The organism is Staphylococcus sp. FSL K6-3157, from assembly GCF_038005145.1.
GTDB lineage: Bacteria > Bacillota > Bacilli > Staphylococcales > Staphylococcaceae > Staphylococcus > Staphylococcus equorum.
Genome location: NZ_JBBOSM010000001.1, coordinates 47,627 through 62,529, shown reverse-complemented (window position 1 = coordinate 62,529; position 14,903 = coordinate 47,627). Strand labels below are relative to the sequence as shown.

General features: G+C 33.2%; 11 protein-coding genes. 4 read left to right on the top strand and 7 right to left on the bottom strand.

The features are described from left to right. Positions 1-39 precede the first annotated feature (39 nt). From MHB47_RS00240 to dcuS, 6 genes are all read right to left on the bottom strand, one after another. Positions 40-1,749 carry an ABC-ATPase domain-containing protein gene (locus MHB47_RS00240; protein ID WP_340754180.1) on the bottom strand — a complete coding sequence of 570 codons (1,710 nt, stop codon included), beginning with the start codon at positions 1,747-1,749 and terminating at the stop codon, positions 40-42. A 508-nt stretch (positions 1,750-2,257) separates the two neighbouring features. Continuing rightward, on the bottom strand, positions 2,258-3,460 hold the full coding sequence (locus tag MHB47_RS00235; protein WP_340754178.1) for a GTP-binding protein: 1,203 nt from the start codon (positions 3,458-3,460) through the stop codon (positions 2,258-2,260). A 258-nt stretch (positions 3,461-3,718) separates the two neighbouring features. Next, positions 3,719-4,900, bottom strand: coding sequence for an NAD(P)-dependent malic enzyme (locus tag MHB47_RS00230; RefSeq protein WP_340754176.1), 1,182 nt, complete (start codon positions 4,898-4,900; stop codon positions 3,719-3,721). A gap of 29 nt (positions 4,901-4,929) precedes the next feature. After that, positions 4,930-6,282: a 2-hydroxycarboxylate transporter family protein gene (locus MHB47_RS00225; RefSeq protein ID WP_340754174.1), complete on the bottom strand. Its 1,353-nt coding sequence runs from the start codon at positions 6,280-6,282 to the stop codon at positions 4,930-4,932. Between the two features lie 140 nt (positions 6,283-6,422). Then, positions 6,423-7,139 (bottom strand): response regulator, encoded by a 717-nt coding sequence (locus MHB47_RS00220; RefSeq protein WP_340754172.1) that lies wholly within the window; start codon positions 7,137-7,139, stop codon positions 6,423-6,425. Then, positions 7,140-8,741 carry a DcuS/MalK family sensor histidine kinase gene (gene dcuS, locus MHB47_RS00215; RefSeq protein WP_340754170.1) on the bottom strand — a complete coding sequence of 534 codons (1,602 nt, stop codon included), beginning with the start codon at positions 8,739-8,741 and terminating at the stop codon, positions 7,140-7,142. Positions 8,742-9,019: 278 nt separating this feature from the next. Here dcuS and MHB47_RS00210 point away from each other — a divergent pair, with 278 nt between their 5' ends. The 4 genes from MHB47_RS00210 to MHB47_RS00195 all read left to right on the top strand — a co-directional run bounded on the left by MHB47_RS00210 (position 9,020) and on the right by MHB47_RS00195 (position 13,600). Then, complete coding sequence (locus MHB47_RS00210) at positions 9,020-9,754, top strand: NAD-dependent protein deacylase (RefSeq protein WP_340754168.1); 735 nt, start codon at positions 9,020-9,022, stop codon at positions 9,752-9,754. Positions 9,755-10,065: 311 nt separating this feature from the next. Then, positions 10,066-11,106, top strand: coding sequence for an NAD(P)-dependent alcohol dehydrogenase (locus MHB47_RS00205; protein WP_340754166.1), 1,041 nt, complete (start codon positions 10,066-10,068; stop codon positions 11,104-11,106). A gap of 48 nt (positions 11,107-11,154) precedes the next feature. Next, a complete protein-coding gene (locus tag MHB47_RS00200; protein WP_340754164.1) occupies positions 11,155-11,634 on the top strand; it encodes a nucleoside deaminase in 480 nt (159 codons plus the stop codon). Positions 11,635-11,953: 319 nt separating this feature from the next. Beyond that, positions 11,954-13,600 (top strand): IS1182 family transposase, encoded by a 1,647-nt coding sequence (locus MHB47_RS00195; RefSeq protein WP_340754162.1) that lies wholly within the window; start codon positions 11,954-11,956, stop codon positions 13,598-13,600. Between the two features lie 69 nt (positions 13,601-13,669). On the opposite strand, the gene MHB47_RS00190 is transcribed toward MHB47_RS00195, so the two are convergent. Beyond that, complete coding sequence (locus MHB47_RS00190) at positions 13,670-14,851, bottom strand: MFS transporter (RefSeq protein WP_340754160.1); 1,182 nt, start codon at positions 14,849-14,851, stop codon at positions 13,670-13,672. Positions 14,852-14,903: the final 52 nt, after the last annotated feature.

The window sequence follows — 14,903 nt, the reverse complement described above, 5'->3', positions numbered from 1 at the left end:
AAACATATATAACTTTTGGTTAAGCGCTTTGTCGTCTTCTTATGTGCTTTTCACTTTTAACCCACGATAACGATTAAGCGTTGCACAGAATTCCTGCTTTCTTGGCAAAGCTAAATTTCCTGGGTGTCCATTAAATGGAGTAAGTGCGTCTAAACCATTGTGCTCTATAAAATCATAAAGCTTGTCAGCTGCTTGAGTTAAAGTATCCTGCTCATTTAATAGATGCTTATGGTAATAATCAATCATGTCCGCTAAACATTGTGTTTGACTATTATCTACCAATTGTTCCAAACCTGAAATATCAATAAGTTCCTTACCATATAAAATCGAATACAGTCCTTTAACTTTAAAACGATTTTCTTTCCCTTTTTTAGAAAAACTAGACTTTAACGGGATGCGTTTAGGAATGTCACCGAATTTTTTATCTATATTCGTACTTTTATTACTATCGTTTGACGTCGCAATGGATTTAGCTTGTGCTGTAACGTCTTTCAATACATATTCATCCATCATCAACACTTGGTCTGCCGCTTCAAAATAATCGCCCGAGCCACCCACAATTAAAATTGTAGAAACACCATATTCTTCATAAAGTGGTGTTACCTTACTCGCAAATGGTGTGATAGGTTCTTTCTCAGGCGCAATCAGTTGTTGCATACGGCTATCTCGAATCATGAAGTTTGTTGCAGATGTGTCTTCATCAATTAGTAATAATGATGTGTTTGACTCTAAAGCTTCCATCACGTTCGTTGCTTGCGACGTACTGCCACTCGCATTTTCAGTCGAGAATTGCTGAGTATTTTTATTTCCTGGTAAATTATTTATAAAAGGACTGATGTTCACTTTTTCTATATTACGGCCATCTTCTGCACGTATTTTCATAGCATCATGACACGTAATAACGTATTCTCTACCGTCACTAGGAATATGATTATAGACACCACGTTCTAATGCTTCAAGTATCGTTGACTTACCATGGAAACCTCCGCCAACAATTAAAGTAATCCCTTGCGGAACACCCATACCAGTGATGGTTTTCCCACTCGGTAAAGACAATTCAACTTCTACATTTTCCGGACTATTAAACGCTACAGCACCGGATAATTGTTTATCTGAAACACCACTTTTACGTGGCAATATAGAACCATTTGCGACAAATGATACAAGCTGTCTGCGCTCAAGTTCTTCACGAATAAATGCTTGGTCCAACATTAACGTAACTTGTGTCTTTAATGCAGCTTGATCAATACTTTTATAAAGTAATGTATGCTCTACAATTTCTGGTAACGTGTCGATTAATATATTTGCAGCGACTTTTCCTAAAATTTTTCGACCTGCTGCTGGCAAACTAATTTCTAGTCTCACTTCAATGTCCTGTTTATTGATCACAACAGCAGTCCGCTCTAAAATCTCTTGACCACAACGATCGATAGAAATATTTCTAGCACTTTTTGCGTGTTTATCGTTATGTTTCAATGATTCTATGCTTTCTTTAAACGCTCGAGCTAGAAAATCAGATACTCCCACAATTTTGTTTTTGGAATCTAGCAGATTGTCTGGAATATTTGCCGTTTCACGATTCATGATTACTCTCATTTTTGAAGGCGGCGCATACGGATCCACTTGTGCATGATCAATCGCAAGACGAAACTGCTTAAATTGATACATACCTTTCAGGCGTTTATATGCATCATACTTCTGTCCATCTAATGATCTTAATAACTGCGCAAATTCTGTAGCTTGTTTCAATAGTGTACCTCCTTCAGTGATGCTTTATTAAAATACTTTAGACGCTCTTTCTAATATTTACCCAGTATAAATTATTAAATTAACTGTGTACAATATTTATTTTTTATAGTAAAACTATCTCTCGCAATAAAACCCAAAAAGAAACGTAGCAACATCAAAATATTTATATGATTACTCTATTCCCAAATATAATTGAATTAAATATTTTCTAAATTGCTTGATTCATATAGGTAACACTATGTATTAATAGTTTTATTTATTTTTCAAAAATAAAGCATATGAACACCAAGCTGAATATGGGAAAGAGCTGTATACGTTTTAGTAACCCAAAGAAAATCCCTTATGACCTCCTTGGTGAACTGGCAGAAAAAACAAGCGTTGAAGAATGGATTGCACTGTATGAATCACGCCTGAAAAATTCTCAGTAAAATAAATAGTATTCACCTATCACAAAAATAATTAAATACTAAAAGAGGAAGCATTATAATCAAATGCTTCCTCTTTTGGTTTATTGTTGCTTACTTATCTCCCATTGATAAGGGTCTGCTAAACTGCCCCAATCTTGCTCTATTTCATAACGATTTAACAAACATGCATCGAGTTCACGTTCAATTTTTTCAGTATCTAAATCTGTACCGATGATGACAAATTGTGTGTTTCGGTCTCCATATTCAATATCCCATGTTTCTGCCACATCTGTTCTTTCGTGCAATATCTGTCTTTGTTGTTCTAATGGCATCGCAGCTACCCAGTAAGTCACTGGACTAATGTTACAAGAGGACCCAGCTTGTGATAATAAACAGGCGACTTCATTATATTGCGCGAGCCACACGATACCTTTGGAACGCACGATGTTATCTGACATATTTTCCAACCATGTGTTAAAACGTTTCGCGTGAAATGGTAATCTTCTGGAATAAACAAAAGAACTAATACCATATTCTTCAGTTTCTGGTGTATGTGTCGCATGGCCACCTTCAGTTAATTCTTTAATCCATCCTGCAGAATCACTCGCTTTTTCAAAATCAAAGCGTCCCGTATTTAAAATTTCGTTTAATTCTACCTCTGCATTCACAGTTTTAATTAATTTCGCTTCAGGTTGTAACTGTCTCAGTACATTTTCAAGTTTCTGTAATTCCTCGTCAGTAACTAAATCTGTTTTATTCAATACCAGGACATCACAGAATTCAACTTGGTCGATTAGTAGATCTGCAATCGTGCGTTCATCCGTAACATCAGCACCTTGGTCTCGATCGACCAATAAATCTTCTGAGTTAATATCATGGGTGAATCGATTCGCGTCTACGACTGTCACCATTGTGTCTAATTGACATATCGACGTTAAATCAATGTCGAGTTCATCATCTATGTATGAAAATGTTTGGGCAACGGGTACAGGTTCTGAAATACCTGTAGATTCAATGACAATATAATCTATATTTCCTTTATGCACGAGGCGTTCCACTTCTTTTAATAAATCATCTCTCAAAGTACAACAGATACAGCCATTTGATAATTCAACGAGTTTTTCATCTGTTCTCGATAAGCCACCGCCTTCTGCAACCAAATCTTTATCAATATTAACTTCACTCATATCATTTACAATAACTGCTATTTTACGTCCCTCTCGATTTTTTAAAATGTGATTGAGCAACGTTGTCTTCCCTGAACCTAAATAGCCACTTAAAACAGTCACCGGAATTTTACTCATTAGACATAACTCCCTTTTTATAAATCGTAATAATTACGTTTTATAATGTAACGTGAATTATAAGTAAAGTCAATATTATAATAATGACCTATTGATTAATTTTTCAATCTTAAACGTAACTTATAAAATTTTAAAAAGCTGACAACGAAAATAATGTTGTCAGCTTTTTCAATACTTATTTAGAATTCATCTGCTTCAGGTTACTCAATTTCCATTTTGTGTAGCATGATTAATCTGTCAATTGTTTGCTTTTTCATTCTAAACTAATATTTTCACTTCTTTTTTCGCACTATGCTTAACCGCTTCGGCGACTTGGTGAGTGACGTTTTTATCTAGTGCATTCGGAATGATGAAATCTGCTGCCAACTGATCTTCTCTTATTGATCCTGCAATTGCTTTAGCAGCTGTTATTTTCATTTCTGTTGTAATATCACTTGATTGTGCGTCTAACACGCCTCTAAATATTCCAGGAAACGCTAGTAAATTATTAATTTGGTTAGGGTAGTCTGAACGTCCTGTTCCAATGATTGTAGCTCCAGCTTCTATTGCTTCTTCTGGGTATATTTCTGGGATAGGATTGGCTAATGCAAAAACAACTGGGTTATCATTCATTGACTGTACATGATCTTTTGTTAACGCTTTGGGACCTGATACACCAATAAATACATCTGCATTTTGAATGACATCATCCAATGTGCCTGTAGATCTTTCAGGATTTGTATATGTTGCAATATCTTGTTGGGCGCTGTTCATCCATGTTTCTGATTTATTTAAGACACCTTCTAGACTGACCAGCGTAATATTATTATATCCCGCTTCTAATAACAACTTAGCAATCGCAATACCTGCTGAGCCTGCACCATTAATAATTATTTTTGAAGAATAGTCCTCTTTTTGAACAAATTTAAGTGCATTGATTAATGCTGCAAGCACAACGATTGCCGTTCCATGTTGATCATCATGGAATACTGGAATATCAAGTTCTTCAATTAATCTCTTCTCAATTTCAAAACAACGTGGTGCGGATATATCTTCTAGATTAATTCCAGAAAAATTAGGCTCTAACGCTTTTATAATAGATATAATTTCTTCAGTATCTTTTGTATTTAATGAAATCGGAAATGCATCTACATTTGCCAGTTTTTTAAATAAAATACTTTTTCCTTCCATAACTGGTATAGCCGCTTTGGGTCCAATGTCACCTAGTCCAAGTACAGCCGTACCATCCGTAACTACAGCAATCATATTACCTCGCGCTGTTAACGAATTTACTTTTGATTCATCTTCTGTAATCGCCTTACATACTTCAGATACACCAGGCGTGTATACGACACTCAAATCCTGTTCATCATTAACCTCTACTTTACTCGTAATCTCTATTTTTCCTGAACGTTCATGGTGTAAACTGATAGAATCTGTAGTTTCATTTCTTACTGACATATTTATTACCCCTTATATAGTATTATGATTTAACTTAATATTTTTAACAAAAACGTGGCCATGATTACTGTTGATACGCCGCCTATTCTGGTAGCAACTTGTGCAAATGGCATAAGTGCCATACGTTTAGATGCTGATAATATAGCTACATCTCCTGTACCGCCTAGACCACTATGACATCCCGTCACGATAGCGGCATCTACTGGATACATTTTCATCAATTTACCTACAAAATAACCAGAAACAATCATGGTTAATACGACTGATGCACATATGACAACATATGCTGGTGTAACAATCTTAACGACATCTTCTAAAGGTATGTACAACATTCCAAGACCTACCATTAATGGCCAAGTTAAACTTGTAGATACAAATTTATATAAATTATGTGCGCCATCTTCCATTTTGTGTGGCATTACTTTCAAACATTTAATAATCGTTGCAAATAGAATCATAATAACTGGCCCCGGCATACCTATGAATTTTTGACCAAGTGTACCGACAATAAAGAAACTACAAGCAATGAGTAACCCTGCTCCCATAAGTGAGAAATCAATGACTTTTTCTTTCTCTTCTTTATCATCATTTGTTTCATTTATGTTTTCAGATTTAATTAATTTTCCGTTTCCTGAAAGCTTTGTATGTTTTTCACCTACGCGCATCATGACTCCCGCAGTGACAACCGCAAATATATTACCAATTACTGCTGCTGGAATCATTTGAGAAACGAACGATTCAGCACTTCCTCCTAATATAGATGAGTATGCAATGGATAATGGGAGAATACCTTCACCAATACCTCCTCCAATAATAGGTACAACAATATAAAACAATGTATGCTTAATATCATAACCAAATAATAAGCCGACTAATAAACCAGCAGATACTGCCAGAATAGTTCCCACTAGTAAAGGCACAAACATACGTGTGAATCCTTGAATTAACACTTTACTGTTCATACCTAAAATACTTCCAACAACTAAACAAGAAATATAGAAATATAAAAAGTTCGATGTCTTCATCAAACTTGTAACCGCTTCCATTGAAGACGTGTTAATAACGTCTAAAAACACTAAAACAGATGGTACAAGTAATGCTAAAATAGCAGGTCCACCGATATCTTTTAAAATCGGCAATTTTTGACCAAGATCTCCTAGCAAGATACCTAAAATCATGATTACTGCGAATCCACCAATCATGTCTGCAGGTAATGTATTATATACGGATGCAGCTAATATAATTGCAGCTAGTGTTAAGTAAAGTGGTAATGGCAACACACCCACTTTAATATGAATCAACCTTTTTCCTAAACTTTTAAAGCTGCTCTCTATTGGCATCCCATCATTAGTAAGCGCTTTCAAATTTGCTTTCGTATTCATTATTAACCCCCTTGTTACGTATAAATCTATTTTATTCATAGACGATATAAATTTATAGTTTATGAAATTTTAATTATCTTTTTGTAATTAAAAAAACCGAATCAAAAGGAATTTCATCCCTTTGATTCGGTAACATTTCACTATAATTCTATATAACCCTTTAAATACTGAAGATTATCCTTTTTAACCTTATAGAAATTAATGGGACGCCCTATACCATAATTTAACGATTCCTCTAAAACCTCTATATCCGTTAAAAACTTTAAATATTTTCTTACAGAAACTCTCGAAATATTAACACGCTTTGAGATATCATCTGTAGAGAATTCATTTTCTTCAAAGTACTTCATTTTATCAATAATCACTTGTAACGTGGCTTCTGTTACACCTTTTGGTAATTTGAGCTCTGAATCACGGTCAACAACTTCCTTGTTGAGAAACTCAGCATCAATATCCGTTTGATTAATACTACTAGTTTTATTAAAGAATGTGAGGCCTTTTTTATACCTCAGTAATGATTGTTGAAAACGCTCAAAGTCGAAGGGCTTAATCAAATAATCTACAGCGCCGTAACGAAATGCAGTTTGAATCTCCTCGATATCCGTAGCTGCTGTGATGAGAATTGCGTCTATTTTATAACCTTGCTCTCTTACATATTTAAGAAATGTTAATCCATTTTCCTCAGGCATGTATATATCCAGCAATAGTAAATCAATTTCTTTATTTTCTATATGTTTTATAGCTTCTTTAACATTTGAGGCAATATCAACTGAAGTTTGGTCATCTATTTTTTTAATAAATTGTTGATTTATTTGTGCAACCATTGGATCATCTTCAACAATTAAGATATTTAACATTTATAGTTCCCCCTTTTCTGAATAATTTATAACGACTGAAAATGTCACATTGCCTTCTACATTAGAAGCTACATTTATTTCCCCGTTAAGTTTCTCTACGCTTTGTTGAACAAGATGCAGCCCATAGCCTCTGTGCTCCCCTTTAGAAGAGTAGCCCTTTTCAAAAATTTGATGGGCTAAATCACCTTTTAGACCTAAGCCTGAATCTACAATATCTATGATTAATGCGTTATTTATATATTTCAAATGTACGTCAATTGTTTTCTCACTAACAGCAGATGCGCTTAAAGAATCTATACTATTATCTATTAAATTACCTATAATCGTAATCATTTCATGAGTAATATATGACTGCTTCGGTTCCGGAATCATTGTATGGCTGATAATAGACAATTTAATATTCTGTTCTCTCGCCAAACTTAATTTGCCAATTAAGAATCCAGCTAACACAGGATCTTTAATCTTCGACGTAATACTACCATTCTCTTGACTGCCTAGTTCCACAATCTCATGTATATACTGTTTTAAATCCTCATAATGTTCCATTTGCAGCAGGCCAGAAATCACATGCAACCTGTTACTAAACTCGTGTGACTGCGCACGTAATGTATCAGCATATGTCTTCACACCTACTAACTGTTCAGAAAGTTTGTTCACCTCTGTCTTGTCTCTAAATGTTGAAATTGCACCAACAATTTCATTATTTACAACCAGTGGCACTCTATTAACCAAGATCTTCACTCCATTAATATTTTGTTCCTTGTCCAATTCTGGTTTACCTAACTCGAGTACTTTTGGTAGTTGTGTAGACTCCATATAATCATCAATCTTCATGCCGATTGGATTGCCTTTTAAATTTGCCTTATTAAATATATCCATCGCTGATTTATTCACTAAATTAATCTTACCTTCTTTATCAACAGCAACGATACCCTCATGAACAGATTGCAACATCGTGTTCCTTTCTCCAAGTATCTTAGCAATATTCGATGGTTCTAAACCAAGTAAAATTTTCTTAATATATCTAGACAGTAAATATGCACCAATGGCACCGACAATAAGTCCAACAATTGACCCAATGATAATTTGCTTATTCCCATCTGCAAGTGCTTCAGAAACACTTTTCATCGGTACACCAACGGCAACTACTCCAACTTGCTTACCATCAGAATAAACAGGGGTAAATGACCTTAATGATTCACCGAGCGTCCCTTTAGAAATCGAAGCACTCTCTTTACCGTGCAGCGCATTTGTTTCATCGCCACCTTTAAAATGCTTACCAATGCGTTTTTCATTAGGGTGAGATTTTCGTATCCCGTTCATATCCATCACAACAATAAAACTCACATCCGTTGATTGTTGTATTTCAGACACATACGTTTGTATACTGTTATCATTGTCACCTTTTTTCAAAGTAGATTGAACAATCTCAGACTGAGCAACGGTCTTACCAATTACTTCAGCTTTCTCTTCAGTTGTTTTATGTATCGTATCTTTAATGGTCTTACTAATCAATACACTCGTAATAAGTAATGAAAATAACACTACAATACATACTACAATAATGATCAGTGTGCTTAACTTTAGTCTCTGTTTCTTCAAAGCCCCAAACCGCCTTTAGTTATTAAAATTTATACATATAATTATTAGAAATATATCATACTTTTTAGAATTAATTAGTATAAGTTTTAAATGTGAAATTTAATAGAATAATAATACAATTTGAAAAAAGACCGTAAATATACCCTTAAACAAGAGATAATATACGGTCGTATGTTGGTGCTTAAGTATATGTTTTATTTGCTAAATTACTTTTTACAACTTAAAATTAATTTAAAGGTTAGGAGTATGATTTTTAAAATTTTAATGGAGTGAAATGCATGAATGACAGGATTGAACAATTCAAGAACATCATTAATGATTCTAATAAAATCACGTTTTTTACAGGGGCAGGTGTATCTGTCGCAAGCGGTGTCCCAGATTTTCGTTCTATGGGTGGGCTATTTGATGAAATTTCAAAAGATGGCTACGCGCCTGAATATTTATTAAGTACGGATTATCTTCAAGATGACCCAGTAGGATTTGTTGATTTTTATCATAAACGTTTACTTATAGCTGATAAGCAACCGAACCTTGTTCATCAATGGATTGCTCAACTAGAACAAGACAAACGTTCATTAGGTGTCATTACCCAAAATATCGACGGTCTGCATTCTGATGCGGGGAGTCTTAACGTTGACGAACTGCATGGTACGTTAAATCAATTCTATTGTATTGACTGCCATAAGGCATATTTCAAAGATTATATTATGGAACAGCATTTACGTGATTGTGAAGTGTGCGGTGGTCCCATTAGACCTGATATTGTACTTTATGGGGAATTATTAAATCAAAATACGATATATAATGCACTGGATAAAATAAATAAAGCTGATACTTTAGTCGTCCTAGGTTCGTCACTCGTAGTCCAACCAGCAGCAGGACTTATTTCGAACTTTAAAGGACAAAATCTAATTATCATTAATAATGACCCTACACCTTATGATAACCACGCAACTTTAGTCATTCATGACGACATGGTCAAAGTGGTTAATGAACTAGAATATATAGAGTGAGTTATGTAGTGAAGTGAAAGCATTTATAAAAAAGGAGAACGCGTTTTATAAGACGCGTTCTCCTTTTTATAATCTTTGAATCTATACTAAACAGCTTAGAAATACTGGAAACAACCTCATCGATGGCTTCACTTTTTTAATCTTCTATAATTAATGCATCTATATTATCTAATTCATATATTTGTATTGTTCAGTCATAATTTCATGGGAAGCCATATTCATTGACCTAAAGTATACTTTAAGGTTTATTATGAACAATGAAGAATATCAATAGAAATATTCTGATGTACGAATATTGGAGGAATTAATATATGTTAAATGTTAAAGCTAGAGCTGTGAATAGTCCAGATTCTGATTTTTATGCTACAGAAATTAAAAGACGTGATCTTGATACACACGATATTTTGATAGAAATTAAATATGCAGGCATATGCCATTCTGATATTCATACTGCACATGGAGAATGGGGTCCCGTTAATTATCCATTAGTGCCAGGTCATGAAATCGCAGGAATTGTTAAAGAAGTCGGTTCTGAAGTCAGTAAATATCAAATAGATGACCGTGTCGGTGTAGGTTGCATGGTAGACTCTTGTGGAGAATGTGTTCATTGTCAAAATGGCGAAGAACAATACTGTCTAAAAGGAAACGTCGGTACATATGCAGGTACAGACAGATATGGTGAACCAACTCAAGGTGGATACTCAACACATATCGTAGTCCATGAAGATTTTGTATTACGTATTCCTGATAATATTGGTTTAGATGCTGCTGCACCTTTACTTTGTGCTGGCATTACGACTTATTCACCTTTAAATCATTGGAATGCAAATGAAGATAAAAAAGTAGCGATTATAGGTATGGGTGGACTTGGACATATGGCTGTTCAAATTGCACATGCTATGGGCGCTGAAGTAACTGTATTATCAAGAACATTAAATAAAGAAGAAGATGGTTTGAAATTAGGTGCTTCACATTATTATGCAACAAGTGATGAAGCAACGTTTGAAACACTTGCAAGCTCATTTGATTTAATTATTAATACAGTGAGTGCGAATCTGAAATTAGATGATTATCTTAACTTATTAACACTAGATGGTACAATCGTTAATGTTGGGGCACCCGCAGAGCCTATATCATTACATGTAGCAAATTTAATTGGTCATCGTAGATCATTTGCTGGTTCAGCTATTGGTGGTATAAAAGAGACTCAAGAAATGTTAGATTTCTGTTCAAAACATAACATTGAACCTCAAATCGAATTAATTTCAGCTGATCAAATTGATGATGCTTATAAGAGAGTCTTAGCTTCAGATGTTAAATATCGTTTTGTAATTGATACAAGTACTATGTAATATTTTGAATGAATAATATTCATTTGCAATTACTAAGGAGGTTATTAGATGGTTAGTGAATCTGATATGACTTATTTAGAACGATGTGTCGAATTAGCAGAACAGGCACTGAATAAGGGAGACGAGCCGTTTGGATCTATATTAGTGAGTTCTAATGGCAACATTTTATTTGAAGATCACAACCATGTTAGTGGTGGTGATCACACTAGACACCCTGAATTTGAAATAGCGAAATGGGCCGCTAATCGTTTAACACCAGAAGAGCGCAAGACAGCAACAGTTTACACTTCTGGGGAACACTGCCCGATGTGTGCCGCCGCGCATGGTTGGGTAGGTCTTGGAAGAATCGTTTATGCCAGTTCTTCTGAACAATTAAATACGTGGCTAAGTGAGATAGGTGCACCACAATCACCAGTAAAAAGTTTACCAATCCATCAAGTTATTGAAAATGCTGATGTCGATGGTCCAGTTCAAGCATTGGCAGAAAAAGTACACACTTTACATTTAAAGTTACACAAAATAGTTTGATTTCTTGCTAAGCTATTTTTAAAAATGCCTAAAATTGGATGAAAGTAATTGAGCCTGGGACATAAATATCCCATTCTCAAATTAAAAGCAGCAATCCATTAGAAACTAATAGATTGCTGCTTTTCTACGTTAAAATCTTCCGATTTTGAAAGCGCATGCTTGCCTGGGGTATGGTTCGAGCCTGTAGTCTCTCACTCATACTATTCCCCTAGGCGTCAGCTCTTTACAAAATCGGTACAATTATATAAATTAATACAAAAAAATAAGTCACTTTCGTATAATAAAGTTACTCTAACATAACTTTAGAATGAGGTGTCTTATGTATAAAAATTATAATATGACTCAGTTAACACTGCCAATGGAAACTGAAATTTTGATTCCTAACAATGATATCGCACATGCAGTTAATCAAATTGTTGAAACAATTCCAGAAACAGAATTCTACGAATTCAATCACTTAAATGGTGCATCATCTTATCACCCTAAAATGATGTTGAAAGTAATTCTTTATGCTTATACACAATCTATATTTTCTGGACGAAGAATTGAAGCTGCACTTTCAGATAGTATTCGTATGATGTGGTTATCTCAAAATCAAAAGCCATCATATAGAACAATCAATCGTTTTAGAGTAAATCCAATCATGGATAAATTATTAAAGTCCCTATTTGTTAACTTTAGAACCCAACTTATAGAACAAAAACTCATTGATAATGAGTCCATATTTATTGATGGTACTAAAATTGAAGCTAATGCCAATAAGTATACATTTGTATGGAGAAAAAATACTGAACGCTATAATCAAAATGTGATTGATAAGTCGAAATCACTTTATGAAGAACTCATACAAACTGAGATTTTACCTGAGCTCAAATTAGAGATGAATGAAGAAATGAGCAATCAAGATTTAAAAGAAGTTTGTACAGAATTAGAAAATAAAATCGAAGATTTATCAAAAACAATTAAAACTGATAGTAATATTGAAAATAGAAAGTCACTAGGCTTAAAAAAGAGTAACTTGAAAAAATATAAGAAAGAACTTAACGAAATAATTGAACATAAAAGTAAATACCAAGTTCAACTAAGGACTTTTGGTGACAGAAACAGTTATTCAAAGACTGATAATGATGCCACGTTTATGAGAATGAAAGACGATCATATGAGAAACGGACAATTAAAAGCTGGTTATAATTTACAAATTGCGACAAATCATCAATTCATTTTATCTTTCAATGTTTATCAAAATCCTACGGATACAAGAACGCTTATACCTTTTTTAGAGCACATTAAAAATTATTATGGTGACATTCCTGAATATATCGTCGCTGATGCAGGCTATGGAAGTGAACCAAACTATTTATCTATTCTAGATGATTTTGGTAAAACACCTTTAATTACATATGGAATGTTTATCAAAGAACAAAAAAAGAAATATAAAAATGATAAATTTAATACACAAAACTGGGCATATGATGAGATTAACGATGAACTTATTTGTCCAAATAATCGTAGATTACCTTTTATAAGGTATGCTTATAGAAAAGATAAATATGGTTTTAGAAGAGATTTTAAACTGTATGAAAGTGATAGTTGTAACGGGTGTTTATTAAGAAATCAATGTATTAAAAATAACTCACTATCTAATAAAAAAGTAATGAAGAATTATAATTGGGAATATTTTAAATTTCAAATCAATAAAAAGCTTTCAGAACCAAAAACACAAAAAATCTACAGTCAAAGAAAAATTGATGTAGAACCAGTTTTTGGTTTCTTGAAGGCTATTTTGGGTTTCAAACGAATGTCACTTCGTGGGTTACCTAAAGTTAAACGAGAAGTAGGGCTAGCATTAATGGCAATAAATATAAGGAAAATAGTAGCTCATCGAGCTATTAAAATGGATAAGAACATAAAAATGGTGGTTTCTACTTTATTTCACGTAGAAACCACCATTTTTTTAGTTATCTGAGAAGCTTATGTCTCAGCCTCGTTTTTATGTCTCAATGTTTTTTCCACATCTTCTAAGCTTATTTTAAAATCAAAAATTCCTTTTCAAACGACTATTTTCATTATAACTAAATAAAAACAAGCCGTTTGCTAGAATGAAAACCAAAGCTATTATCACATATAATGTGTGTAGTGATATTACCTCCAATAATATTGAAGCTGAATAACCAGCTATTGGTATTGTGCCCCAAGTAAATAAATATATAGTAGAATTTACTTTACCTCTAATGTTTTCAGGAACAATTTCATATTGAACTGTGGTTCTTAAAACACTTCCAAAACTCCTACAGAGATATCCTAAAAATACACCTAAAAAAAATAAATATGATTTTGAAATAAGGAATAAAAATGGAATACTTAAAATGAGGTTTACTACCCCTATTGATTTTTCAAAGCTAAACTTTTTAATAATTATATTAGGAAGTACCGAACCAACTATAGCTCCAAATGAAAGCAATCCTATTATAATTCCTGCTAAATGATTACTTAATTCTAAATATCTTACTAAGTATAAAACCATGGTATTTGTAAGTATTGTCATTGAAAAATTAATCCCCATTGTAACGATGATTATCAAAATGAGTTTTCTATTTTTAAAAATATATTTTAACGAATTGAAATTAATATTGTCACTATTCTGATTAACATCTTTTTTATACGAATTTACATCCAATCTTCTTAACTTGTAAGTATAAATTAAGAGATTTAGTATCTGCAAAAACAGCAATATAAACATAGCTACAGTTATACTATTAGTTAATGTAAAAGTTATTATTGGAGATAAAAAATTAACAACTGATCTAACTAGTTGAACTAAACTATTAATAGAAGTTAAATCTTCATAAAAATAATCTGGAATAAAAACGCTTGTATTAATTTCTAATATACTTGAAAATAAACTCATTACAACAATAATAATAAATATAATCGTAAAGTCATTCATGTTACGCAGTAAAGTGAAAATAAAAATTAAATTAAACATAATATAGACTAAATATGTGAATATAGGTACTGTCACACTAGAAAATTTATCAATAAGATAACCTGAGAATTTACTAAATATGATAAAGCCTATTGAGTAAGTTGACGTGAGGAACACTATTTTAGAATCAGAGAATTGCCATGACGTTATACCTATCAGTGGTATGAGATAAATAATCATGTCATTTATCAATAATCGATTAAATTCAGTAAAGATAAAGTTATTGCGCATTTTTCAACTTTCCCGAATACGTAATCTTAGAGTGTAGCTTTTCGAAAACCTT

Bases quoted from the DNA above. Each gene is read 5' to 3' on its own strand.
- MHB47_RS00235 (WP_340754178.1), bottom strand. From the start codon at position 3,460: ATGAGTAAAATTCCGGTGACTGTTTTAAGTGGCTATTTAGGTTCAGGG.
- MHB47_RS00230 (WP_340754176.1), bottom strand. From the start codon at position 4,900: ATGTCAGTAAGAAATGAAACTACAGATTCTATCAGTTTACACCATGAA.
- MHB47_RS00225 (WP_340754174.1), bottom strand. From the start codon at position 6,282: ATGAATACGAAAGCAAATTTGAAAGCGCTTACTAATGATGGGATGCCA.
- MHB47_RS00220 (WP_340754172.1), bottom strand. From the start codon at position 7,139: ATGTTAAATATCTTAATTGTTGAAGATGATCCAATGGTTGCACAAATA.
- MHB47_RS00210 (WP_340754168.1), top strand. From the start codon at position 9,020: ATGAATGACAGGATTGAACAATTCAAGAACATCATTAATGATTCTAAT.
- MHB47_RS00205 (WP_340754166.1), top strand. From the start codon at position 10,066: ATGTTAAATGTTAAAGCTAGAGCTGTGAATAGTCCAGATTCTGATTTT.
- MHB47_RS00200 (WP_340754164.1), top strand. From the start codon at position 11,155: ATGGTTAGTGAATCTGATATGACTTATTTAGAACGATGTGTCGAATTA.
- MHB47_RS00195 (WP_340754162.1), top strand. From the start codon at position 11,954: ATGTATAAAAATTATAATATGACTCAGTTAACACTGCCAATGGAAACT.
- MHB47_RS00190 (WP_340754160.1), bottom strand. From the start codon at position 14,851: ATGCGCAATAACTTTATCTTTACTGAATTTAATCGATTATTGATAAAT.